Genomic DNA, 20391 nt, shown 5'->3' with positions numbered 1-20391 from the left:
GACTGCTTTGCGCTGCCATTCATCGCGCAGGACGATGAGTGGATGGAGCTGCGCCAGTTGACCTACTTCGAGGCCGTCGCCCGGCACGGTGGCTTCACCCGGGCCGCCGAGCAGTTGCGGGTGGCCCAGTCCGCGGTGTCCGCGCAGATCCGGGCGCTGGAGGCGGAGCTGGGCACGGCCCTGTTCGCCCGGACCACCCGCCGGGTGGCACTCACCGAGGCCGGGGAGTTGCTGCTGACCCGCTGCCGGCGGGTGTTCGGCGAGCTGGACGGCGCCCGTACGGACCTCGCCGAGCTCGCAGCCGTGCTGCACGGGCGGGTGACGCTGGGCTCGATGGCCGTGCGCGGCGGCTATGACCTGCCCGCCGCGCTCGCCGGCTTCCACACCCGCTTTCCGGGTGTCTCGCTGGCCCTGCGCACCGGGCTGATCGCCGAACTGCTGGCGCTGCTGGACGCGGGCGTGGTCGATCTGGTGCTCGGGCCGGTCCACGACGACCTGCCCGCGCGGTTCACGGCCCGGCGTCTGGTGGACGAGCAGGTCGTCCTGGCCCTGCCGCCCGGCCGCGCGGCGGTCCGGGAGCTGGCCGAGGTGCGCGACGAACCGTTCGTGTGCTTGCCGGCGGGCAGCGGACTGCGGGCCATCCTCGACCGGGCCGCCGCCGCGGCGGGCTTCGAGCCGCGGGTGCAGTTCGAGACCCACAGCGCGGCGAGCATCCGTGAGCTGGTCGGGGCGGGTCTGGCCGTGGCCCTGCTGGCCCACTCGGCCACGGTGGCTCCGGGACCGGCCGTCACCGTCGTACGGCTGGACCCCGCGCCGGCCCATCCGGCGATCGGCCTGATCCAGCACCGGGACCGGCGGCTGAGCGCCGCGGCCCGGGCCTGCCGCCAGGAGCTGATCAGGCGGGCCTGAGCAGGGCGACCAGGAAGTCCGAGCCAGGGCCGAACGGGCGCAGATCCCAGGTGGCCAGCAGCAGATCCTCGGCCAGCCCGGCAGCGGCCGCGTCGGCCCGGAAGTCGTCGAACTCATAGCCCCGGCCGGCGCCGAAGCCGATCGCCACCCGGCCGTTCCCACCCAGGTGGGCGCGCATCCGCCGGAGGATCTCACCGCGGGTGTCCGGGGCCACGAAGGTCATCACGTTGCCGGCGCAGACGATCACGTCGAAGCGGTCGGGCAGCTCCAGCTCGGTCAGGTCGCCGACCTGCCAGTCGGTGTCCGGATAGTCCTGCCGGGCGGCGGCGATCAGCTCCGGGTCAAGATCCACGCCGGTCACCCGGTGGCCGGCGCCGGCGAGCCGGCCGCCCACGCGGCCGGTGCCGCACCCCGCGTCGAGGATGCGCGCGCCGCGCGGGACCATCGCGTCGATCAGCCGGGCCTCACCGCCGAGGTCGGCGCCGTTGCTCGCCATGGTGCGAAAACGGTCGACGTACCACTGCGAGTGGCCGGGGTTCGCCGCGATCTGCTGAAGCCAGAGGTTCTCCACGTCAACGAACACTGCCAGACGCGACGGGCCCGGTCTCACGAAGAGACCGGGCCCACATTGATCCGGGACCTACCAGTTGCGGAAGTTGTCCTGGGTCTGCGCGTTGAACTCGTCGGTCAGGAACCGGCGGGCCGGGTTGGTCCGCGGGTCCTTGAGCTTGAGGACGTCCAGGCCCTTGACGATGTCGTTCGAGAAGACGTAGCCGTTGTACCAGTACGCGGACCACGAGCCACCCAGCACGAAGCTGTCGGCCGAGAGCGGGCCGCGCTCCCAGTAGGCGATCTCCTTGGGCTTGCGGGAGTTGGTGAAGTCCCAGACCGAGATGCCGCCCTGGTACCACGCCTGCACCATGATGTCGCGGCCCGGGACCGGGATCAGCGAGCCGTTGTGGGCCACGCAGTTCTCGTTCTCGGTGTTGGTCCGCGGGATCTTGAAGTAGCTGCGGAACTCCAGCTTGCGGTTCTTGCCCTTGCCGACGATGTCGTAGATCGCGTCGGCGCCCCGGTTGGGGCCGATCTCCGGGTTGCAGGTGGCCGCGCCGCCGCCGCCGAGCTCGTCGGTGAAGACGACCTTGGTGGCGTTGTTGTTGAAGGTGGCCGAGTGCCAGAACGCGAAGTTCACGGTGTCCCGCACGCTGGTGATCACCTTCGGCGCGCTGCGCACGGAGATGTCGAACAGCACGCCGTCACCCATGCAGGCGCCGGCCGCGATGTCCTTCTCCGGGTATGCGGTGATGTCGTGGCAGCCGGTCGTCGGGGACTGACCCTCGGCGCCACCCGGGTAGCCGCCGTCCGGGAACAGCACCGGGGTCGCCACCACGGCCGCGGCGGTGGGGTTCTGCACCGGCACCCGGACGACCGAGATCTTGTCGTGCGGCAGCGGGCAGTTCGGCTGGTCCGTGCCGGCCAGGTTGTACGACGACACGTACAGGTAGATCGAGTTGTCGCCGCGCTTGCCCGGAATCATCGTCTGGGTGTGCGAGCCGCAGTCGGTCTTGACCGACTTGAGGTACTTGGGCGACAGCGGGTCGCTGATGTCGAAGATCTTGATGCCTTCCCACCGCTCGCCGGGGGCGGCGGTGGTGGAGCCGGTGTTGTCGCAGGAGTCGTTCGTCCGCTGCGAGTCGGTGCCGAGGAACAACAGGTTGCCCTTGACCGAGACGTCGTTCTGCGAGCCGGGGCAGAGCACCTGCGCCGCGACAGCGGGCTCCTCCGGGTCCTTGATGTCGTAGACCGTGAAGCCGTTGTAGTTACCGGCGTATGCGTAATCGTCCTGGAAGGCGAGGTCGGAGTTCGTCGAGGTGGCGAACGGGCCCGTCTTCGGCAGGTTGGCGACCTGGTTGAGGTTGGGGGTGCTGGCGACCTCGTCGACACCGGGCGGGGTGCCGGGATCGAGCGCGGGGGCCTGTGCGGCGCCGCTCGACGGCGCCGACAACAGTCCGATGAGGACCGCGGCCGCGCTGACGCACGCCAGGCGCTTGAGCTGCCGCCCTCGTGAGGCAGAGTGCTTCATGGAGCTCCTTCCGGCTGCTGGCGCACCGAGGGGCAGGATGTAGTCACGGTCGGTGCGCATTCACCTTCGTCGCTACAGTAGTGGCCAGAGGCGGAACGCGGGGGACATTGTTATCCGGGCGAGAGGACCTGATGACTCGGCAAAGGACATTCATGCTGGTCAGCGCGGCAGCCGTGGTGCTGGCGGCCGGCGGGACGGCGATGGTCGCGCGGGCCGGCGACGACCGGTCGGCCGCCGCGCCGCGGCCCGCCGCGAGCTCCACGCCGCCGGTCCGCGTCGTGCTGCCCGGCAAGCCCGGGGAGTCGGCCCGGGTGAGTGACTCCGATCAGGTACGCGCACCCGACGGCTCGACGTACAACACGATCGACGTCGCGTTCGTGCAGATGATGATCGTGCACCACACCCAGGCGATCGAGATGGCCGAGCTGGCCCCGGAACGCGCCGGTGGCACCGGGCTGCGCGCGCTGGCCGCCCGGATCAGCGCCGCCCAGGGCCCGGAGATCACCTGGCTGAAGCGCTGGCTGCAGGACCGCAAGTTGCCCGCGACCGACCCGGGGCACGACCACAGCACCATGCCGGGCATGCAGTCCCCGGCCGACCTGGCGGCGCTCACCGCGGCCCGCGGTGCCGACTTCGACCGCAAGTTCGTCGCGATGATGACCGCGCACCACAAGGGTGCGATCCAGATGGCCGGCGACGTGCTGGGCGGCGGCAGCGACGAGGTGCTGCGCGAGACGGCCAACGAGATGGCCGTCGAGCAGGGCAGCGAGATCCGGCGGCTGGAGCAGCTCTGAACCTTGTTGCGTCGGTCACCTGATCGAGCTCCGGAGATGCGTTCCGTCCCGGTTCACCGATAGGTTGTCCGGTGTGGATGTGAGGAGTGTGCTTCGCCGTGCGCGGCTGCCGCTCGTCGTGTCCCTGTTCCTGGCCGCGCTGCTCGGGGCACCGACCGCGGCCGGCCCGGTCACCGATCCTCTGCCGGCACCCGTCACCGCCGCCGCGGCCGCAACCCCGGTCGCTCTGGCGCCCGCGCCGCTGCCCGAGGAGATCGTCACCGACCCGCCGGCCGCCGCCACGGCACCGGCCGGGCCCGTCCGGCTCGCCGCTCCCCTCCTGACCGACCAGGTCAGCACCGCTGCCACCGCGCCGCGGGGTCCCCCGCACACCGCCTGAACGTCTCGTCACGCTCTCGGCTCGGTTCGAGGGTGCTCGATTACTGACCTCTCGCGGTGGACAAGGGATAGATCATGGACTTCGCTGTGGAAATCTTCGTCGGCAACAGCGGCCGGATGGCCGCCATCTGGCTCACCCTGATCCTGCTGGCCCTGGTCGCGCTGTTCGCGCTGGCCCTGCCGCGCGGCGTGCACCGCCCCCGGCAGATCTCCGCCTGGCTGGCCGCCAACGCGGAGCAGAAGCGCGCCGAGGCCGAGCGCCGGGCCGCTGAGGCCGCCGAGGCGATCCGGTACGCCGACGAGATCACCGTGGCGGCGCGGGGCGCGGCCCACACCGCCGAGCGCCGCCGCGAGGAATGCCAGCGGGCGCAGGCGGCCGTCGAGGGCGCCTGGCAGGCGTACCAGCGGGCGGACGCGTCCCTGACCCGGGCTCGCCGCGCCGCCGCGTACGGCGTGCCGCAGAGCCCGGTCACCGACGAGGAGCGCGCGGACCGGGCCCAGGCCCTCCGCCGCTCCGCCCAGGCCGCCTACCGCCGGGGCGACCTCTCCGACACCCAGCTGCTGGACGCGCTGACCCACCGCAACGGCTGGGACCCGGCCCTGCACCCGGTCGAGCAGGAGCTCGCCCTCGCCCGGGCCGCGGTGACTCACCGCTTCAGCGCCTACCAGGACGCGCTGGACGCCGAGCAGGCCGCCTGGCAGGCGTCGGACATCGCCACCGCCGCCGTGCGCAGCCTGCGCCAGGAGGTGGCCAACGCGGAGGCGCTGGCCGAGGCGGCTCGAGTCGTCCTGCCGGAGAACGCCCTCCCGGCCCGCAGCGCCCGCCGCGTCCCGGCCGCCGCCTGACCGGCGTCATGCCGCCGACCTGAGCGGCTTGTCCCGCCCGCGGGTCTCAGCAGCGGTCCGCCGGCGGCCCTGGGCGGCGTCGTGCTGCCACCTTGAGCGGCCGTGCCGCCCACGGGCCTCAGCAGCGGTCCGCCGGCCGCCTGGGCGGCGTCGCGGGTCCGGCGGTGGCGTCAGGCCACGCCGCCGTTGACGTAGATCGTCTGGCCGTTGATCCACCGGGCCGGTCCGGCCAGCGATGAGATCACCTCGGCGATGTCCTCCGGGCGGCCCAGCCGCTCCATCGGGTTCATCTTGGCCATCCGCTCGATCGTCGCCTCGTCCTTGCCGTCCAGGAACAGCGCGGTCGCGGTCGGGCCGGGCGCCACGGCGTTGACGGTGATGTCGCGGCCGTGCAGTTCCTTGGCCAGGATCGGGCTGATCGCCTCCACGGCCGCCTTGCTCGCCGCGTACGCCGCGTAGGTCGGCAGGTGGAGCCGGGTCACCGAGGTGGAGAAGTTGATGATCGCGCCGCCGGCCCGGATCCGGCGAACAGCCTCCTGCGCCACCACGAAGGTGCCGCGGATGTTGGTGCGGTGCATCCGGTCGAGCTCGTCGAGGCTCAGCTCGGCGACGGGCGCGAGCAGCATGATGCCGGCCGCGTTGACGACCACGTCGATGCCGCCGTACCGCTGCTCGGCCCGGTCGAAGGCCGCCCGGACGGCGGTCTCGTCGGCCACGTCGGCCTGGATGGCGACCGCGGAGCCGCCGGCGGCCTCGATGACCGCCACCGTCTTCTCCGCCTCGGCTTTGTTTCCCGCGTAGACGATGACCACGCTCTGCCCGTCGGCGGCGAGACGCTCGGCGGCCGCGCGGCCGATGCCGCGGGATCCGCCGGTGACGATCGCGACGCGATTCCGGTTGCCGGTCATGATGACTCCCTCATTGCTTTCGTTGACGTCGCTAACCTAACCACGTTATCAACGCTAACGCCAAGGCGCTAACAGTAGAGTGTTATCGTTGTTACATGGCGCCGACCACCCGCGAACGAATCATCGAGGCAGCCGCCGCCCTGCTCACCGAGGGCGGCCGGGAGGCCGTGTCGACCCGGGCGGTCAGCGCGGCCGCCGGTGTCCAGGCACCCACCATCTACCGCGGCTTCGGTGACAAGCAAGGGCTGCTCGACGCGGTCGCAAGCCACGGCTTCGCCACCTATCTGCGCAGCAAGGCCGCCCTCGAGCCCGGCGACGACCCGGTCGAGGACCTGCGCCGCGGCTGGGACCTGCACGTGGCGTTCGGGGTGGAGAATCCGGCGTACTACGCGCTCATCTACGGCGAACCGCGGCCCGGCGTGCAGTCACCGGCCGCGCGCGAGGCCGCGGTGATCCTGGCCGGCCAGGTACGCCGCATCGCGGAGGCCGGCCGCCTGCGGGTGAGCGAGGAACGCGCCGCGCACCTGATCCACTCGGCCGGCGCGGGCATGACCTTCCAGCTCATCAGCATGCTCCCGGAGCAGCGCGACCCGGCCCTGTCCACGCTGGCCCGGGAATCGGTCATCGCAACCGTGACGACGGACTCCCCCGCTGCCGGCCACGACGGCGTGACCGGCCACGCCGTTGCTCTGCGCGCCGCGCTGCCGCAGCTCGCGGAGCTGTCCGGCGCGGAGCGGGCACTGCTGGACGAGTGGCTGAGCCGCATCACCGGCTAACCCAGACGCACCCAGGCGCCGCTGATGACCGACTGGGCCATCGCGTCCAGCGCCAGCGCGCTGTGCACGGCGTCGTCGAGGGTCGCGCCGTACGGCTTGCCCTCGGCGATCGACCGCAGGAAGTGGTAGGCCTCGACGACCTTCAGATCGTCGTAGCCCATCGCGATGCCGGCGCCCGGCTGGAACGCCGCATACTCCCCCGCCCCCGGTCCTACGTAGACGGTCCGAACCGGGAGATCCTGGTAGCCGTCGCCGGCGCTGACACTCAGCTCGCCCATCCGCCGGAAGTCCCAGGCCACCGAGCCGCGCGTGCCGTGCACCTCGAAGCCGTAGTTGTTCTGCTGCCCCACCGCGACCCGGCTGGCCTCCAGCACCACGCGGGCCCCCGAAGCGAGCCGCAGCTGACTGGAGACGTAGTCCTCGTTCTCCACCGGGCCCAGCTCGCCGCCGGTGGCCCGGCTGTGGCCGGCGGTCGCGCCGGTCGGCCGGGCCCGCTCGGTCACGAACGTCGCGGTGTCGGCGACCAGCGCGTCGATGTCACCGAGCAGGTGCCGCACGAGGTCGACGCCGTGCGCGGCCAGGTCGCCGAGCACCCCGCTGCCACCTCGAGCCCGCTCGAAACGCCAGCTCAGCGCACCCTCGGGATGAGCGGCGTAGTCGCTGAACAGCCGGAACCGCGCGTGCGTCACCGTACCCAGCTCACCGGCGGCGATCAGCTCGCGGGCGGCGGCCACCGCCGGGGCGTTGCGGTAGTTGAAACCGACGGCACCCTGGACGCCCGCCTCGCGGACCGCCGTGGCGACCGCCTGCGCGTCCGCGGCGTCCAGGCCGACCGGCTTCTCGATCCAGATGTGCTTGCCGGTCCGGGCCAGCGCCACTCCCAGCTCACGGTGCAGGAAGTTCGGCGCGGTGATGCTCACGGCCCGGACGCGCGGGTCGGTGGCCAGCTCGCGCCAGTCGAGGGTGGCACCGGCGAAGCCGTACTGTGCGGCCGCCTCGGCGGCGCGGCCGGGCACCTCGTCGGCGACCGCGACCAGCTCCGGCCGGACCCCGAGCTGCGGGAAGTGATGCGGGACCCGCAGGTAGGACTGGGTGTGCACCCGGCCCATCCAGCCGAAACCGGCGACGGCGACCCCGAGGGCTTCTCGACTCATCCGGCCAGTCTGCCCCAGCTACCGCAGAACCTGACCGACCTCGAGCCGGCCGGGCTGGAGGACGTCGGCGTAGGTGCCGAAACAGGCAGCGCGGCCGAGGCCGGGGACCTGGATGCGGTACTGCCGGGCCAGCGTGCTCAGCACGGACTTGTCGGCCGGCAGCTCACCCTGCCCCAGCCCGGGAATCACGCAACGCGGGGTGGGCAGGTCGATCCGCAGCACCACGTCGCCCAGCCGTAGCTCGGTGCCGGGCTCCGGATCCCGCGGCAGGTCGAGAATCACATTCGGACGGAACCGGGCGGCGGACACCGGAGCGCCGCCATTGCGCTCACCCAGCCGGTCCAGTTCACCCGTGGTCACGACGTGCAGCGCACCGAAGTCGGCGAACCGGCCGAGCCGTTCCACGCCGCCGACCGGGCTGACGGACTCCTCGCCGGGCAGGCTGCCCGCCATCCACTCCGGGACCATGCCGGCGTCGTCGGGCAGCACCCGGTGCAGGCGCGGATCGACCGGCGCGGTCCGGCTGAGCCGTACCGGCCGGCCCAGGTGGGCGGTCAGGGCCGCGTCGGCCTCGGCGCTGCCCGCTCGTACGGTGGACGGGCCGACCCGCAAGATGAGCTCGTCCTCGTGCAGGGACGTGCCGACCTCCAGGAGCCCGCCCCAGCGCCTGGGGTGCTTGGCGCTGCCGACCGTGCCGTCCTCGCCGTCCATGCAGGCCCAGATCCGGTCACCGGCCAGTCCGGTGCGGTCTACGTCGGCCGCGTCCAGGGCCTCGCCCAGCGCACTCTTCAGGGGATAGCGCCGAAGCGCGACGATTTTCGGCATACCACGATCCTATTTGTCCCCAGGCCGGCTCGCGGCCCCCCTTCCCCTCGGTCCGGCCCGGGACCTCCGCGCTTTCCACAGGCCGGCCCGAGAGCTCCGTTTATCCACCGACCGACCCGGCGCCTCTGCGCTTTCCACAGGCCGGCCCGGGACCTCCGTTTATCCACAGGCCGGCCCGGCGCCTCGCGCTTTCCACAGGCCGGCCCGGCGCCTCGCGCTTTCCACAGGCCGGCCCGGCGCCTCGCGTTTTCTCCTTAGGCTGGCCCGGTGACAACGTCGACCTGGCCTGCGACCTCCGCTCCTCGGCCGAGCAGCCGGACGGCGACGACGATGATCGGCACAAGGGCCAGGTGGCAGAGCGCGAGGGTCACCTTGCTGGTGACGTCGAGGTCCGTGGGCAGCGTCATGGCGACGATGGTGGCCACAGCCAGCAGCGGGCCGACGATCAGCGCGGTGCGGGTCACCCACGCGCCGAAGCGGGACAGCAGCGCCACCGTCACGAGCCCGGCCAGCAGCGGCAGGGCGCTGAAGGCCGCCACAGTGACGCCGTCGACCTCGGCCGGGCCGGTGGGTGTGGTGAAGCGGAAGGTGCCGCCGGCTGCTCGGCCGACGCCGTACAAGATCAGATTGATCAGCACCGCCGCACCGGCGGCGGCCGCGATCACCAGCCCCCGGCTACGCATCGGCCGGCTCCGTCCCCCGGATCAGGAACGCCTCGATGCGGTCGAAGGCTCCCACCCACACCTCGCTGACGAAGAAGTCGCGGACCTCGGGCACCGGGAAGCCGCTCTGCACGACGGTCATCAGGGTGCCGTCGCCGACCGCCTCGAAGGTGACCTCGATCCGGGTGCTCATCGTCATGCCGTCCGGGCTGGTGCCGGTGGACTCGGTGACCAGCCGGTGCGGCCGGTCGATCTCTACGAAGGTCTGCGTCTCCCGGAACAGGGTGTCGCGGTCGGGGCCCCACACGGCGGTCTGCTGACCGCCGACCCGCAGGTCCACCTCGATCTCGACGATGCCGGGCTGCTCGTCGAGGATGCTGAACCAGATCTTCTGCTGCTCGGCGTCGGTGTAGGCGTCGAAGACCTCGGCCGGTGTGGCCGGGAGCCGCCGGGTCATGCGCAGGTCGAGGGTCACGATGCGTTTCCTTCCGTGCCGTTGCGAAGGGTGAAGTAGGCGTCGAGGCCGTCGAGCTTGCGGGCCCAGAGCCGCTGGTAGAAGGCGATCCACGCCATGGCGTCGTCCAGCGGCGCCGGGCCCAGGCGGCACTGGCGCGACCGCCCGACCTTCTCCGTGACGACGAGGCCCGCGTCCTCGAGCACCTGGACGTGCTTCTTCATGCCGGTCAGGCTCATCCCGGCCGGCTCGGCCAGCTCGCCGATGGTGGCCGGGCCTTCGCCGAGCCGGACCAGGATCCGGCGGCGGTGCTGATCGGCGAGCGACGCGAACACCCGGTCGAGAACCTCTTGCTGAACCATGTGGTTCACCTTATGACACTGAACCACTCAGTTCAACATTGCTGAGGGATTGGCTGCCGTCGTCCCGGGTACCCGGCGCCCATGCGATTCGGAAACGTCGAGGTCCGGCCGCTCGGTGGCGGCATGGGTTGCCTGTTCATGGTCCTGGGGTCGATTCTGCTGTCGGTGCTGTGCACCCTGGGCGCGAACCTGTTCGTACGCTGAGAGGGCGGGCGACCCCCGTGGCCGCCCGCCCTCTGTTCAGTCCGTCCTCACCAGGTGCTGGGGGCCGGCGGCGCGACGACCGGCGGACGGTCGTCACAGGTGATCGTGTTCGGCAGCTCCCAGGGCGCCAGCCATGGGCCGGTCGTGCCGCCGCCGTCGTTACCGCCGAGGTCCGTCACGGTGAACTCCGAGCCGGTCGGCTTGAAACCGAACGAGCCGCAGTTGTTGATACCGACGGCACCCACGTTGCGGGCGTCGACGTTGGCGAACGAAGCCGAGCCGGCCACCCGGGCGCTGAGCACCGAGGTGCCGGTGCCGTCGACCCGGATGTCCTGGAAGGCGACCCCGTTGATCGAGTAGAGGTCCTTCACGCCCCAGTCGCTGACCAGCATGATCGCGTTGTAGGTGCTGTCCAGGTAGCGGTCGCCGGTCACCCGGATCCGGGCGTCGATGCTCCTGTCGAGGGCGTAGAACCAGATCGCGCCGAGGCCGATCTTCCAGTTGAGTTCGAACGTGCCCGCTCGTACCACGGTGTTGTTCTTGATCGTCAGCTCGCCGGCGAACGGCTCGGCGCCGAACCGGGAGCCCACGTGGATGCCGCTGCCCTCGCGGATCGGGTCGGCGATCAGGTTGTTCGACACGGTGTTGTCGGTGCCGCCGTAGATGGCGATGCCGTTGGCCAGCGTCGGCGTCTGCACGGTGTTGTGGTCGAAGGTGTTGCCCGCGTTCGTCGTCTTCTCCGCCCACATGGCCAGGCCGTCGTCGCCGGCGTTGCGGATGAAGTTGTTGCGCACCACCGAATTCGTGACACCGGTGTGAAAGTTGAGCGCGTCGGCGATCTGGTCGACGATCACGTTGCCGGTGACCCGCAGATTGCGCATCGGGCCGTCGAACCACATGCCGACCTTGGTGTGCCGGATGAACAGGCCCTCGATGCTGGAGTCGCTGAGCGCACCGCCGACGCCGTTCACCTGGTCGGTGTCGATGCGCTCGCGGACGTCACCCTCGATCGTGAAGCCCTTGAGGTGCACGTTGCGGCTGCCACCGTCGGCGGCATCCTTGCCGTAGAACCCGACGCCGGTGTGCACCGAGCCGTCCGGGGCGGGCTCGGCCAGCGTGACCTGCTTGCCCTTGATGATCGTGTGCCAGCTGCCGGCGCCCTCGATCGTCACGTCGTCGACGATGATGTGCCGGTTCACCTGGAACGTGCCCGGCGGCACGTACACCTTGAGCCGGGCCCGCTTGGCGAAGGCGATCGCCTTGTCGAACGCGGCGGCGGAGTCCCGCCGGCCGGTCGGGTCGGCCCCGAAGAGCAGCACGTTGGCCGCGACCAGGTCGACGTGCGGGCGGGCGACGAGCTGCGAGTCGAGCAGGTCGATGACCGTCCACGCGGCGCCGGCCGAGGCGGTGAGCCGGATCCGGTCACCCGCGCGGTAGGTGCGGCCGAGCAGCATCCGCTGCTCGTCGAAGAAGTGCATCGGCCGGAACGGCTTGTCGACCTGCGGCGTGGGGGTGGTGGCCGACGGTACGCAGCCGCACTCGGTGATCCACCAGTCGGGGTGCAGCAGGTCCGCGGTCGGGTCGTTGCTGAACGGGTACTGGTTGTAGAGGTACGCGTACTGCGAGGTCAGGGTCATCGTGCCGGCCCGCTTGCCGTTGACGACGACCTTCAGGGGTGCGGTGATCCCGCCGCCGGTGGGGGCGTCGGGGATGCTGTAGCGCACCGTGATCGCGTTGGCCGCGGCGGGCAGGACGAACTCGACGTACTGCCCCGGGGTCAGCTTGACCGCCGTACGCCCGGAGGCCTCACCGGCCACGGTGTAGGCGGCCCGGTCAGGGCCGATCCGGGAGCCGGTGAAGGTGGCGTTCTCCGCCTCCTGCTCGGCGAAGTCCACTGTCGCGCCGCGGCCGGCGACGAGGGCGGGATCGAGGCCGGCGCGGGTCACGACGGGGGCGGCCGGGGCGGCAGCGGCGGGGACGCCCGCGCCGAGCACCAGTCCCAACCCGACCACTGAGGCGGTAGCCAGGACGGGCCACCTCACGTTCACAGACATCGAGGAGCTCATTTCTCTCGGGAGCGCCCTGACCTTAGGTTGAGTGTGACGAACTCCACAAGCCTCTGTTGACTAATTTCGCGATTCTGCTCGCTTCTTCCAATCTTTTTCCACCAGAACCACGAACTTGCCGACGGCGACGCCCGCTTCCATGTCCTTGTGCGCCTGGACGATCTCGTCGAAGCGATAGGTGCGGTCGAGCGGCACGATCGCCTCACCGGCGGCGACCGCGTCGAGGAAGTCCTGAAGAACTGCTGGCGGCAGATCGTCGGCGTCGCCGCCGTAACCGGTCAGCCGGACACCCCTGGGGAGGTAACCGATGGGATAGAAGTCCGGCACGATCCACTCGTTGGACAGCATCCCGGCCATGCAGACGACCCCGAACCGGCCGGCGGAACGCAAGGTGTCCGGCAGCGTCGGCGTGCCGACCAGCTCGAGGGCGTTGTCCACCCCGGCCGGCAGGATCGCGCGCACCTGGGTGGCCACGTCACCGTCGTCGATGAGCACGTGGTCGACCCCGATGGCCCGCAACGCGTCCGCCTTGCCGGGGTTGCGGGTGGTGGAGAGCACGGTCAGGCCGCGGCGCTTGGCGAGGATCGCGGCGGCCATACCCACGGACGAGGTGCCACCCCGGATGAGCAGGGACTGGCCGGGTTGTGCGTCGAGGCCGTCGGTCAGCGCACCGTACGCGGTCTGCAGCATCTCCGGCACCGCGCCGAGCGTGGCCCAGTCCAGGTCGCTGCGGAACGCGATCACCTGGGTCGCCGGGACGCAGGTGAACTGGGCGTAGCCGCCGTCGAAGGTGCGGCCCATCCCGCCCATCATCGCGAAGACCTGCTGCCCGACGGCGAACTCACCACCGGGCACCGCGGCGACCACGCCGGCGGCCTCGATGCCGGGGACTCGCGGGAAGGTGACGCCGTCGGCGAGGCCGAGCCGGGTGTGCAGCTCGGAACGGTTCAGCCCGAAGGCTTTCACCTGGATCAGCACCTGGCCGGGCCGCGGCACCGGGATGGGCAGCCGGCGGATGCGCAAGGCTTCGGGAGGGCCCGGAGCCTCGAGCACTATTGCTTCCATAGAATTAGATTCCATGGAAGCAATGTAGTCCGGGTCGGCGGGGATGGCGCGGTGGCCTTGCGCACACATCTCGGCCGCTCAGCGCATGTCGGCCGCCAGGTTGACTCGGAGGTGGGCGTCGACCCAGGCCGCGACGGCCGCATCGCCGGGGTCCGGTCCGAGCCGGCCGGCCAGCGCTTCGGCTGTCTCGGCGACCCGGCGCAGCCCGGTCGTGCGCAACCCTGCCGCCGCTGCGCGCAGCCGTCCAGGCATCGTGGCGGGCGCGTGCTGGAGACCAGTGTGGGCCAGCTCGGCGAGCAGCGCCGCGGCCTCGTCCAAGGCCAGACCGATCGGGTCCGTGGCGAGAGACGGAGTGTCGTCGGGGTCAGCTCCGCGAGCGGCCTCGGCGAGGTCGGGAACCACCACGGAACCGTCGAGGGCGAAGCCGATCGGGTCGACCACCACGCCACCACCGGCGCGACGGACACTGCCGGCGACGTACCGCAGCTCCCCACGCAGGGCGGCGGCCATGCTGTCGAGCCGGCCCGGAGCGCAGGCCGTGTGGGTGGCGGACACCACGGCAGTGACCCCGGCGGCGTCGGCGATGACGGCATCCAGGCGCTGGGCACCGGGTGCGTAGCTGACTGCGTGGACCTCGGCGACCGGGATGACGCGTACCAGCTCCGCCTCGACCCGGGCCCGGACCGGTCGGGGCGGCAGCGCGTCGAGCTCGTCGGAAAGGGCGGCCAGGTCGTCCGCGATCAGCGCCGGCGGCAGATCCTTCCAGGAACCCCGCGACGTCATCGCCTCCGTGCGGCTCAACCGCCGGGTGCCGAGCCGAACAGCCCGGCTCGCACTACGGGCGGCGGACTCAGTGACGACGGCGCCGCCGGCCAGGGCACCGATGCTGACGCCGGCCACCCGTCGGCCGGCAAGCTCGGGCCCGCTGTCAGTGGTCTCGTAGGTGCGGCGCAACACGAGCACGGTGGCACTGTCGGCGTGGGCGAGGAAGATCTCGACCGTTCGCTCGCCGCCGATCGCGGATACGCGCGCACCGAGACCGTCCAGCCGGGCCCGGCGTAGCGGGGTCTCGGAAGCCTCGTCGGTCCCGAGCACCCGGGAGCGCAACGCCCGGCGTTCGGCGGTGCTGGTCACCGCGCGGCGGCGGGCGTGCAGCTCAGCCAGATGATCGGCCAGTGCCTCGGGTCGGTAACGGGCACTGCGGTCCCGGTAGGCCTCCAGCTGAGCGACGAGATCATCGACGGCGAGGAGGGGCCATCGCATCCGGGCGGCTTCCAGAGCGCGGCGGACCGCGGTCACCTCCGCCGTTATTCCGGCGCCGACGTGGACGGCACCCTCGCGGAGAACCACGTTCGTGAGGGCTACGGCGGCGTCCAGGGCTGGATTGTCGGTGGCGGAGGCGGTGCCGCCTACCTGCACCTGCGCGTCGACGTCGGATCGGGCGGACGCGTCCGCTTCGCGGAATGCCCAGACGGCCAGGGCCAAGACGTCATCGCGGGCCCCGGCGACCGCGTCGGTCCGGGCGAAACCCAGATCGCCGGGTACGAGGAAGCGCACGGTCGCGGTGGGCAGTTCCACACTGGGCACCGGGTCGCCGGGTCTTGCCCGGTGCACCCGGGCAAGGTAACCCGTGCGCAGCGTCCGGCGGGCGGTGGCCATCATGCGTGCGCCGATCCGGGCCAGGAGTTCGCCGTCGGTGAAGTCGCCCGGTGACCATCCGGTTTGTGCCGTGGTGGTCGTCGCGGGCTCGTCCGCTGCGTGGCCCGGGTCTGGGTCGGCGGGTGGCCTGACTGAGGGAGCTCGCTGCTCGGATGAGGCTTCCGGATGACCGGTGGTTGGGTGATCGGTTTCGCCGCTGTGGTTCAGGTAGGCGAGGACCAGGCCGACGATGTGCCGGCACACGCCGGGGGCGCCGCAGCTGCATCGTCCCTGTTCGAGGCCGCCGGTCGGCAGAGCGGTGGTCACGCCGCCGTCGTAGGTGGCGTGGACTGTCGCTTCGTCGTCCTCGCTGATTGCCGGGGCTGAGCGCTCGATCTCCCGCGCTGCCCGCTTCACCAGGCCTCGGTTCGTCAGCTCCGCCAACGTCGCCGGCGTCAGCGCCCGCAGGTCTGCCCTCACGTCGCCCTCCGACAGCCGGCTGCGCTTGCCGCGAGTGTGGCGGCGCTCATCGGCCCACCTGTTCGGCGACGAAGGACGCCAGCTCACCCGGTGTCATCGCGCCCACCGAGGCGCCCACGTCGGCCAGTTGCTGGGCTGTTTCGCGGTCGAAGCTGGGGTTCGCGTCCTGGTCCAGGGCGGCCAGGCCGAGGACCTTGGTGCCCTGCTCGACAAGTTCCCGGACCGTACGGATCAGCAACGCCGGGGAACCGCCCTCGTAGAAGTCGGTGATCAGGACGACGATGGCCCGGCGGGGCTGGTCGATCAGGCCGGCACCGTAGCGGACCGCGCGGCCGATGTCGGTGCCGCCACCGAGCTGGACCTTCATCAGCAGCTCGACCGGGTCGTCGACCTCGCTGGTCAGGTCGACCACGTCGGTGTCGAACGCGACCAGGTGCGTCCGTACGCCCGGCAGTCCCCACAGGCAGGCCGCCGTCACCGCGGAGTGGATGACCGAGTCGACCATCGAGCCGGACTGGTCGACGAGCAGGATCACCTGCCACTGCTCAACATGCTTGCGGCTACGGGAGAAGAAGTGCGGCGTCTCGATGTACAGCCGGCGTTCGTCCGGGCGGTAGTGGCCGAGGTTGGCGCGGATGGTCCGCCGCATGTCGAAGTCGCGGGCCTGCTTCCACCGGCTCGGCCGCCGGGCCCGGGTGCCGGTGAACGCCGCCCGTACCTCGGTGGCCATCCTCGCCATCAGGTCGCGGACGACGGCTTCGACGATGCGGCGGGCCAGCCGCAGCACCTCGGGGTTCATCAGGTGCTTGGTCCGCAGGACGGCTTTGAGCAGCGCCGGGTTCGGCTCGATCCGTTCCAGCACGGCCGGATCCGTGACGATGTCGGTGATCTCGTAGCGTTCGATGGCGTCGCGCTGCAGTCGTTCGACCGTCTCGCGGGGAAAGAGCCGGTTGATGTCGTTCAACCAGTCCACAGTGGTCAGCACGGACGGACCGTCACCGCCGGCCCGGCCCTGGCTGCGCCGGACGTCGCGTTTCTCGAGTTCGCCGTCGCGGCCGTAGAGCCAGTCCAGCGCCGCGTCGCAGGCGAGGCCGTCCGCCCCGAGCGGTCCCAGCTTCGCCGCCGGGGCGCCGAGGACCAGCCGCCAGCGTTCGAGATCCGGATCAGTCATGGCCTCCACCCGTCAGTCCCTCGCGGCGCAGTACGGCATCGACCCGGTCGTCCAGCACCATCCCGGCGGCGACCAGCTCGGGATCGGTGACGCCGCGCAACAGGCTGCGCCCGGTGCCGGACAGGCCACGGCGTTCCAGCAGCCGGCCGGCGATGATCTCCCGCTCGCGCGGCGGGAAGAACTCGAACGCCTGCCGCAGCCCCGGCACCGCGACGAGGAATTCCTCAGCTGCCATGGCGGACAGCAGTTCGTCGAGCAGCCCGATCACGGCCGGGGTGTGCAGCACCTCCTCCCGCGCGAGGGCGAAGAGACCGGCCAGCCAGTCCCCCGCCGACTCGGGATGGAAAGCACCACGCACCGCGCGCTCAGGATCAAGCTCCCCAGCTTGAGAATCTGGCGGAAAACCCGCCGACACCGGGTCGAGCGGAACATCCGGTGCTGGTTGCAGGGCCCAGCGCAGACCGAACGCAGCACCCCGCAGATCAGGCGGCGCCTCGGCATCGGCCGCGACTCGGGCCGCCACCTCCAGCGCCGCCGTCAGATCAAGGTCCAGCTTCGGGCGGGCGTACCGCAGAGCGTCGCGGCAGGCCGCCAGCGCCCCGATCCGCCCCAGGTCAGCGGCCGCGGACCGCCCGTGCACGCCCTCGGCCAGCCACAGGATGCGCCGCACCGACGCGACGATGACCACCGCGAGCGTCGCACTCTGCGCCGTGCCCAGGATGCGGTCGTGCCGCCACATCGTGAGGACGACCGCGAGCATCCGGCCGAGTGAGCCGAGGTCGGCCGCCGCCGCGACTGTGCTTTCGATGGCCGACAGCGCCTGCTTGGACACGTCCGCCGTGCCGGACAGAGCCGCGTCGAACAGTACGGCCGCGAGCAGGTCCACGTCGCGGCCGGCGTGGGCGGCGCGTTCGGCCAGGACCGCCGCGCACGCGTCGGCGAGGGTGGCACCGTACGCGCCGGCCTCGATGAATGCGGTGAGCCGTTCCGGGCTCGGTCGTAGCGTCCAGCGTTCCTTGAGGATCGGGTCGAGGCCCGTCGACGGGCCGGAGTCGCGGCGGAATCCGGGCACGGCCAGTACGCGGACCCGGTGCAGGACCTGGCTGCGGGCCCGGTCCGCGGCGACGGTCAGGTCCAGGTCGAGATCGTCACTTGCGTCCAGGCCGAGGCGTTCGAGCTCCGCGTTGACGTGGTGCACCAGCGGCGGCGCGGGCGTGCCGGGGTGCAGGCGACCGACGCGCGTGCCGCTGAGCGCGGCGACCATCTCGACCACGACCGGATGGCTACCGGTCCGGAGGGTGCCCCGGGCCGCCCACGGCAGGGGTACGTCCAGCGCCTCGTTCACCAGCGCGGATGCCAGCCCGTCCAGCACATCCGTACGGGCCGGATGCCGATGCCCCCGTACGGTGGCCAGCCCCTCCGCGGTGACCCGGGCCGCGATGAGGTCCGCGGTGGACACCGGCTGTTTGCGTTCGCGGAGCCGTCCCGCCACCGACTCGGTGAGGTGTCGCGCCGCGGCCTGCGGCCCCGACTCCCACAGCTCCTGGTAGTAGCCGGGCGACGGCATCCCGCTCTGGTAACCGTCGAAGGCGTCCAGCCGCCGGAACGAGTACGGCACCAGGAAGCTCCCGCCGACCGCGTCCGGTGGCAGCATCGGCACCTCGGGCCACCCCGCTGCCGACGGATCACTCGCGAGCGCGGACACCAGCGCGGGCCGGTGGAACCCGCCGGTCACCACCACGACCGGCCGCTCCCCCGCTTCGGTGGCCGCGGCCCGTACCCATTGCGCCATGTACGCCTCGCGTGCGGTGTCCGACTCGCCGGCCGCCGACTCCCCGCGTACGAGATCGAAGTAGACCGCGAGTCGTTCCGCCAGATCGTGGTCGGCGGCGATCTCGAAGAGGTGGTCCCACAGCACGTCCACGTTGTCGACGCCGAAGCTGCCGCACAGCCGCTGCATCACGTCGGCGTAGCGCAGTTCGGCGTCCGCATAGCGGTTGCTGCGCCCGGCGAAGGCGGGATGCCAGGCCGGCAGGTCGATGAACTTCAGCTCGGCCCCGACCGCGCGGCCGTGGGTGAGGGCCAGCCATTCCGGCGAGTACGCGCAGAACGGCGCCCACGACCCGTGCCGCCGCTCGCCGTCGCGGTAACTGCTGAACACGGCGACCGGCAGCTCATGGCCGAGCAGCAGCTCCCCGATCCGCTCGTTGAGATCCGCCGGCCCCTCGATCAGCACGTACGCGGGCCGCAGCTCCTCGATCGTGGCGGCGACCAGCCGGGCGCACGCCGGGCTGTGGTGGCGGACCCCGATGAACGTGACCGTCACGGCTCAGCCCGGCAGCAGGTGACGGGCGTTGTGCAGGGCCTGCCACTGCTCGCCGTTGCGCCAGGTGACCTGCTGGGCCAGGTAGCGCCGCAGCTTCGCCAGGTCCTCCGGGTTGTCCTTGGCCGCGGTGCCGGCGAGGCAGGAGACCAGGTCCTCGGCCGTGCCGGGCTCGCCGCGCAGGAACCAGCCCCGCAACCCGACCGCGTGGGCGACGGAGACCGCCTCGGCGGTGCTCATGACCGCCGACAGCCGGTCCATCGAGTCGCCGCGGGCGGTCTCCCCGGTGCGCAGCTCCCGGAAGGTGGTGACCAGCACCTCGAGAACGTCGCGGCGGGGCTCGGCGGTGACTCCGGACCGCCGCAGCAGCGCCGCCGCCTCGGCCTCGACCAGAGCCAGCTCGGTGCCGAAGTCCGCGATCGGGAAGACCGTCTCGAAGTTGAAGCGCCGCTTCAGGGCCGAGCTCATGTCGTTGACGCCGCGGTCGCGGGTGTTCGCCGTGGCGATGATGCTGAAGCCGTCGCGGGCGAACACCATCGACTCCGGGCCGGTCAGCTCCGGGATCGCCAGGACCCGGTCGGACAGCGGGGAGAGCAGGCAGTCCTGGACCTCCAGCGGGCAGCGGGTGATCTCCTCGAAGCGGACGGTGCGGCCCTCGGCCATGCCGCGCAGCAGGGGCGCGGGCACCAGCGAACGCGGCGACGGGCCGTCGGCGACGAGCAGGGCGTAGTTCCACGAGTAGCGGATCTGGTCCTCGGTGGTGGCGGCACCGCCCTGGATGGTGAGGGTGGAGTCGCCGCTGACCGCGGCGGCGAGCAGCTCGGACAGCAGGGATTTCGCCGTGCCGGGCTCGCCGACCAGCATCAGCCCGCGGCTGGTGGCCAGCGTGATCAGGGCGCGTTCGATCAGTGAGGGGTCGCCGACAAACTTGCGGCTGATGCCCAGCTTGCTGTCACCGACGACGAACCGGCGGGCGGCCTGCACGCTGAGCACCCACCCGGGCGGGCGCTCGGCGGTGTCGGCCGCCCGCAGCCGGGCCAGCTCATCGGCGTAACGCACCTCGGCCGGGGGCCGCTGCACCTGACCGGCGGACTCGGCAACCTCCACAACAGACTCGGGACCGAGCCCGACCGCCGGAGCGGAGGACGGACCGGCCAGACCGGAGGCGGCGCGGGGCGAGCCCGAGGCGGAGGCCGGCGAGGCGGAGGCCGGCGAGGCGGAGGCCGGCGAGGCGGAGGCCGGCGAGGCGGAGGCCGGCGAGGCGGAGGCCGGCGAGGCGGAGGCCGGCGAGGC

At 71.8% G+C, this 20391-nt stretch carries 20 protein-coding genes; 6 read left to right on the top strand and 14 right to left on the bottom strand.

Annotated features, from left to right (window positions below; genetic code table 11):
- Positions 1-42: 42 nt before the first annotated feature.
- On the top strand, positions 43-909 hold the full coding sequence (locus AB0C12_RS24135; protein ID WP_360551470.1) for a LysR family transcriptional regulator: 867 nt from the start codon (positions 43-45) through the stop codon (positions 907-909).
- Here the strand turns inward: AB0C12_RS24135 and AB0C12_RS24130 are convergent.
- On the bottom strand, positions 896-1405 hold the full coding sequence (locus tag AB0C12_RS24130; RefSeq protein ID WP_360551963.1) for a class I SAM-dependent methyltransferase: 510 nt from the start codon (positions 1403-1405) through the stop codon (positions 896-898). The two genes, AB0C12_RS24135 and AB0C12_RS24130, sit on opposite strands and share 14 nt — an antisense overlap.
- Before the next feature lie 144 nt (positions 1406-1549).
- A complete protein-coding gene (locus tag AB0C12_RS24125) occupies positions 1550-2992 on the bottom strand; it encodes a hypothetical protein (RefSeq protein WP_360551468.1) in 1443 nt (480 codons plus the stop codon).
- 152 nt (positions 2993-3144) lie between these two features.
- Here AB0C12_RS24125 and AB0C12_RS24120 point away from each other — a divergent pair, with 152 nt between their 5' ends.
- The 3 genes from AB0C12_RS24120 (at position 3145) to AB0C12_RS24110 (ending at position 5010) form a co-directional block, all read left to right on the top strand.
- The gene (locus AB0C12_RS24120) at positions 3145-3786 is read left to right on the top strand and encodes a DUF305 domain-containing protein (RefSeq protein ID WP_360551466.1); all 642 of its coding nucleotides are present in this window, start codon (positions 3145-3147) and stop codon (positions 3784-3786) included.
- An 88-nt stretch (positions 3787-3874) separates the two neighbouring features.
- Positions 3875-4165 carry a hypothetical protein gene (locus tag AB0C12_RS24115; RefSeq protein ID WP_360551464.1) on the top strand — a complete coding sequence of 97 codons (291 nt, stop codon included), beginning with the start codon at positions 3875-3877 and terminating at the stop codon, positions 4163-4165.
- Between the two features lie 74 nt (positions 4166-4239).
- Positions 4240-5010, top strand: a complete 771-nt coding sequence (locus tag AB0C12_RS24110) for a hypothetical protein (RefSeq protein ID WP_360551462.1) — start codon at positions 4240-4242, stop codon at positions 5008-5010.
- A 170-nt stretch (positions 5011-5180) separates the two neighbouring features.
- On the opposite strand, the gene AB0C12_RS24105 is transcribed toward AB0C12_RS24110, so the two are convergent.
- Complete coding sequence (locus tag AB0C12_RS24105) at positions 5181-5918, bottom strand: SDR family oxidoreductase (RefSeq protein ID WP_360551460.1); 738 nt, start codon at positions 5916-5918, stop codon at positions 5181-5183.
- 95 nt (positions 5919-6013) lie between these two features.
- On the opposite strand from AB0C12_RS24105, the gene AB0C12_RS24100 reads away from it, so the two are divergent.
- Positions 6014-6694, top strand: coding sequence for a TetR/AcrR family transcriptional regulator (locus AB0C12_RS24100; RefSeq protein ID WP_360551458.1), 681 nt, complete (start codon positions 6014-6016; stop codon positions 6692-6694).
- Here AB0C12_RS24100 and AB0C12_RS24095 read toward each other — a convergent pair.
- The 5 genes from AB0C12_RS24095 to AB0C12_RS24075 form a co-directional block, all read right to left on the bottom strand.
- Positions 6691-7848, bottom strand: a complete 1158-nt coding sequence (locus tag AB0C12_RS24095; RefSeq protein ID WP_360551456.1) for a Gfo/Idh/MocA family oxidoreductase — start codon at positions 7846-7848, stop codon at positions 6691-6693. The two genes, AB0C12_RS24100 and AB0C12_RS24095, sit on opposite strands and share 4 nt — an antisense overlap.
- An 18-nt stretch (positions 7849-7866) precedes the next feature.
- A complete protein-coding gene (locus tag AB0C12_RS24090; RefSeq protein WP_360551454.1) occupies positions 7867-8673 on the bottom strand; it encodes an MOSC domain-containing protein in 807 nt (268 codons plus the stop codon).
- A 254-nt stretch (positions 8674-8927) separates the two neighbouring features.
- Complete coding sequence (locus tag AB0C12_RS24085) at positions 8928-9356, bottom strand: DUF6069 family protein (protein WP_360551452.1); 429 nt, start codon at positions 9354-9356, stop codon at positions 8928-8930.
- Positions 9349-9810 (bottom strand): SRPBCC domain-containing protein, encoded by a 462-nt coding sequence (locus tag AB0C12_RS24080; protein ID WP_360551450.1) that lies wholly within the window; start codon positions 9808-9810, stop codon positions 9349-9351. Before AB0C12_RS24080 ends, AB0C12_RS24085 begins: the two co-directional genes overlap by 8 nt.
- A complete protein-coding gene (locus tag AB0C12_RS24075; RefSeq protein ID WP_360551448.1) occupies positions 9807-10151 on the bottom strand; it encodes a metalloregulator ArsR/SmtB family transcription factor in 345 nt (114 codons plus the stop codon). Before AB0C12_RS24075 ends, AB0C12_RS24080 begins: the two co-directional genes overlap by 4 nt.
- A gap of 81 nt (positions 10152-10232) precedes the next feature.
- Here AB0C12_RS24075 and AB0C12_RS24070 point away from each other — a divergent pair, with 81 nt between their 5' ends.
- Entirely contained in the window at positions 10233-10355 is a 123-nt protein-coding gene (locus AB0C12_RS24070; RefSeq protein WP_360551446.1) for a hypothetical protein, read from the top strand.
- 47 nt (positions 10356-10402) lie between these two features.
- Here the strand turns inward: AB0C12_RS24070 and AB0C12_RS24065 are convergent, their stop codons facing one another.
- The 6 genes from AB0C12_RS24065 to AB0C12_RS24040 form a co-directional block, all read right to left on the bottom strand.
- Positions 10403-12409, bottom strand: a complete 2007-nt coding sequence (locus AB0C12_RS24065) for a glycosyl hydrolase family 28-related protein (protein WP_360551444.1) — start codon at positions 12407-12409, stop codon at positions 10403-10405.
- A gap of 72 nt (positions 12410-12481) precedes the next feature.
- Positions 12482-13501 (bottom strand): zinc-binding alcohol dehydrogenase family protein, encoded by a 1020-nt coding sequence (locus tag AB0C12_RS24060; RefSeq protein WP_360551442.1) that lies wholly within the window; start codon positions 13499-13501, stop codon positions 12482-12484.
- Between the two features lie 63 nt (positions 13502-13564).
- Positions 13565-15604, bottom strand: coding sequence for a hypothetical protein (locus tag AB0C12_RS24055; RefSeq protein ID WP_360551440.1), 2040 nt, complete (start codon positions 15602-15604; stop codon positions 13565-13567).
- A 46-nt stretch (positions 15605-15650) separates the two neighbouring features.
- Entirely contained in the window at positions 15651-16775 is a 1125-nt protein-coding gene (locus AB0C12_RS24050) for a VWA domain-containing protein (protein WP_360551438.1), read from the bottom strand.
- Positions 16768-19101 (bottom strand): DUF5682 family protein, encoded by a 2334-nt coding sequence (locus AB0C12_RS24045; protein WP_360551436.1) that lies wholly within the window; start codon positions 19099-19101, stop codon positions 16768-16770. The genes AB0C12_RS24050 and AB0C12_RS24045 overlap by 8 nt, the downstream gene beginning before the upstream one ends.
- A 3-nt stretch (positions 19102-19104) precedes the next feature.
- Positions 19105-20205: an AAA family ATPase gene (locus AB0C12_RS24040; RefSeq protein WP_360551961.1), complete on the bottom strand. Its 1101-nt coding sequence runs from the start codon at positions 20203-20205 to the stop codon at positions 19105-19107.
- Positions 20206-20391: the final 186 nt, after the last annotated feature.

Origin of the sequence: Actinoplanes sp. NPDC048967, from assembly GCF_040649415.1 — a bacterium.
GTDB lineage: Bacteria > Actinomycetota > Actinomycetes > Mycobacteriales > Micromonosporaceae > Actinoplanes.
The sequence above is the reverse complement of the archived record's forward strand: the minus strand, read 5'-3'. Positions and strand labels throughout refer to the sequence as shown.

Coding starts and splice junctions, on each gene's coding strand:
- AB0C12_RS24070 (WP_360551446.1), top strand. CDS start 10,233: ATGCGATTCGGAAACGTCGAGGTCCGGCCGCTCGGTGGCGGCATGGGT.
- AB0C12_RS24110 (WP_360551462.1), top strand. CDS start 4,240: ATGGACTTCGCTGTGGAAATCTTCGTCGGCAACAGCGGCCGGATGGCC.
- AB0C12_RS24120 (WP_360551466.1), top strand. CDS start 3,145: ATGCTGGTCAGCGCGGCAGCCGTGGTGCTGGCGGCCGGCGGGACGGCG.
- AB0C12_RS24085 (WP_360551452.1), bottom strand. CDS start 9,356: ATGCGTAGCCGGGGGCTGGTGATCGCGGCCGCCGCCGGTGCGGCGGTG.
- AB0C12_RS24090 (WP_360551454.1), bottom strand. CDS start 8,673: ATGCCGAAAATCGTCGCGCTTCGGCGCTATCCCCTGAAGAGTGCGCTG.
- AB0C12_RS24095 (WP_360551456.1), bottom strand. CDS start 7,848: ATGAGTCGAGAAGCCCTCGGGGTCGCCGTCGCCGGTTTCGGCTGGATG.
- AB0C12_RS24105 (WP_360551460.1), bottom strand. CDS start 5,918: ATGACCGGCAACCGGAATCGCGTCGCGATCGTCACCGGCGGATCCCGC.
- AB0C12_RS24100 (WP_360551458.1), top strand. CDS start 6,014: ATGGCGCCGACCACCCGCGAACGAATCATCGAGGCAGCCGCCGCCCTG.
- AB0C12_RS24075 (WP_360551448.1), bottom strand. CDS start 10,151: ATGGTTCAGCAAGAGGTTCTCGACCGGGTGTTCGCGTCGCTCGCCGAT.
- AB0C12_RS24130 (WP_360551963.1), bottom strand. CDS start 1,405: ATGGCGAGCAACGGCGCCGACCTCGGCGGTGAGGCCCGGCTGATCGAC.
- AB0C12_RS24050 (WP_360551438.1), bottom strand. CDS start 16,775: ATGACTGATCCGGATCTCGAACGCTGGCGGCTGGTCCTCGGCGCCCCG.
- AB0C12_RS24135 (WP_360551470.1), top strand. CDS start 43: ATGGAGCTGCGCCAGTTGACCTACTTCGAGGCCGTCGCCCGGCACGGT.
- AB0C12_RS24060 (WP_360551442.1), bottom strand. CDS start 13,501: ATGGAATCTAATTCTATGGAAGCAATAGTGCTCGAGGCTCCGGGCCCT.
- AB0C12_RS24125 (WP_360551468.1), bottom strand. CDS start 2,992: ATGAAGCACTCTGCCTCACGAGGGCGGCAGCTCAAGCGCCTGGCGTGC.
- AB0C12_RS24065 (WP_360551444.1), bottom strand. CDS start 12,409: ATGTCTGTGAACGTGAGGTGGCCCGTCCTGGCTACCGCCTCAGTGGTC.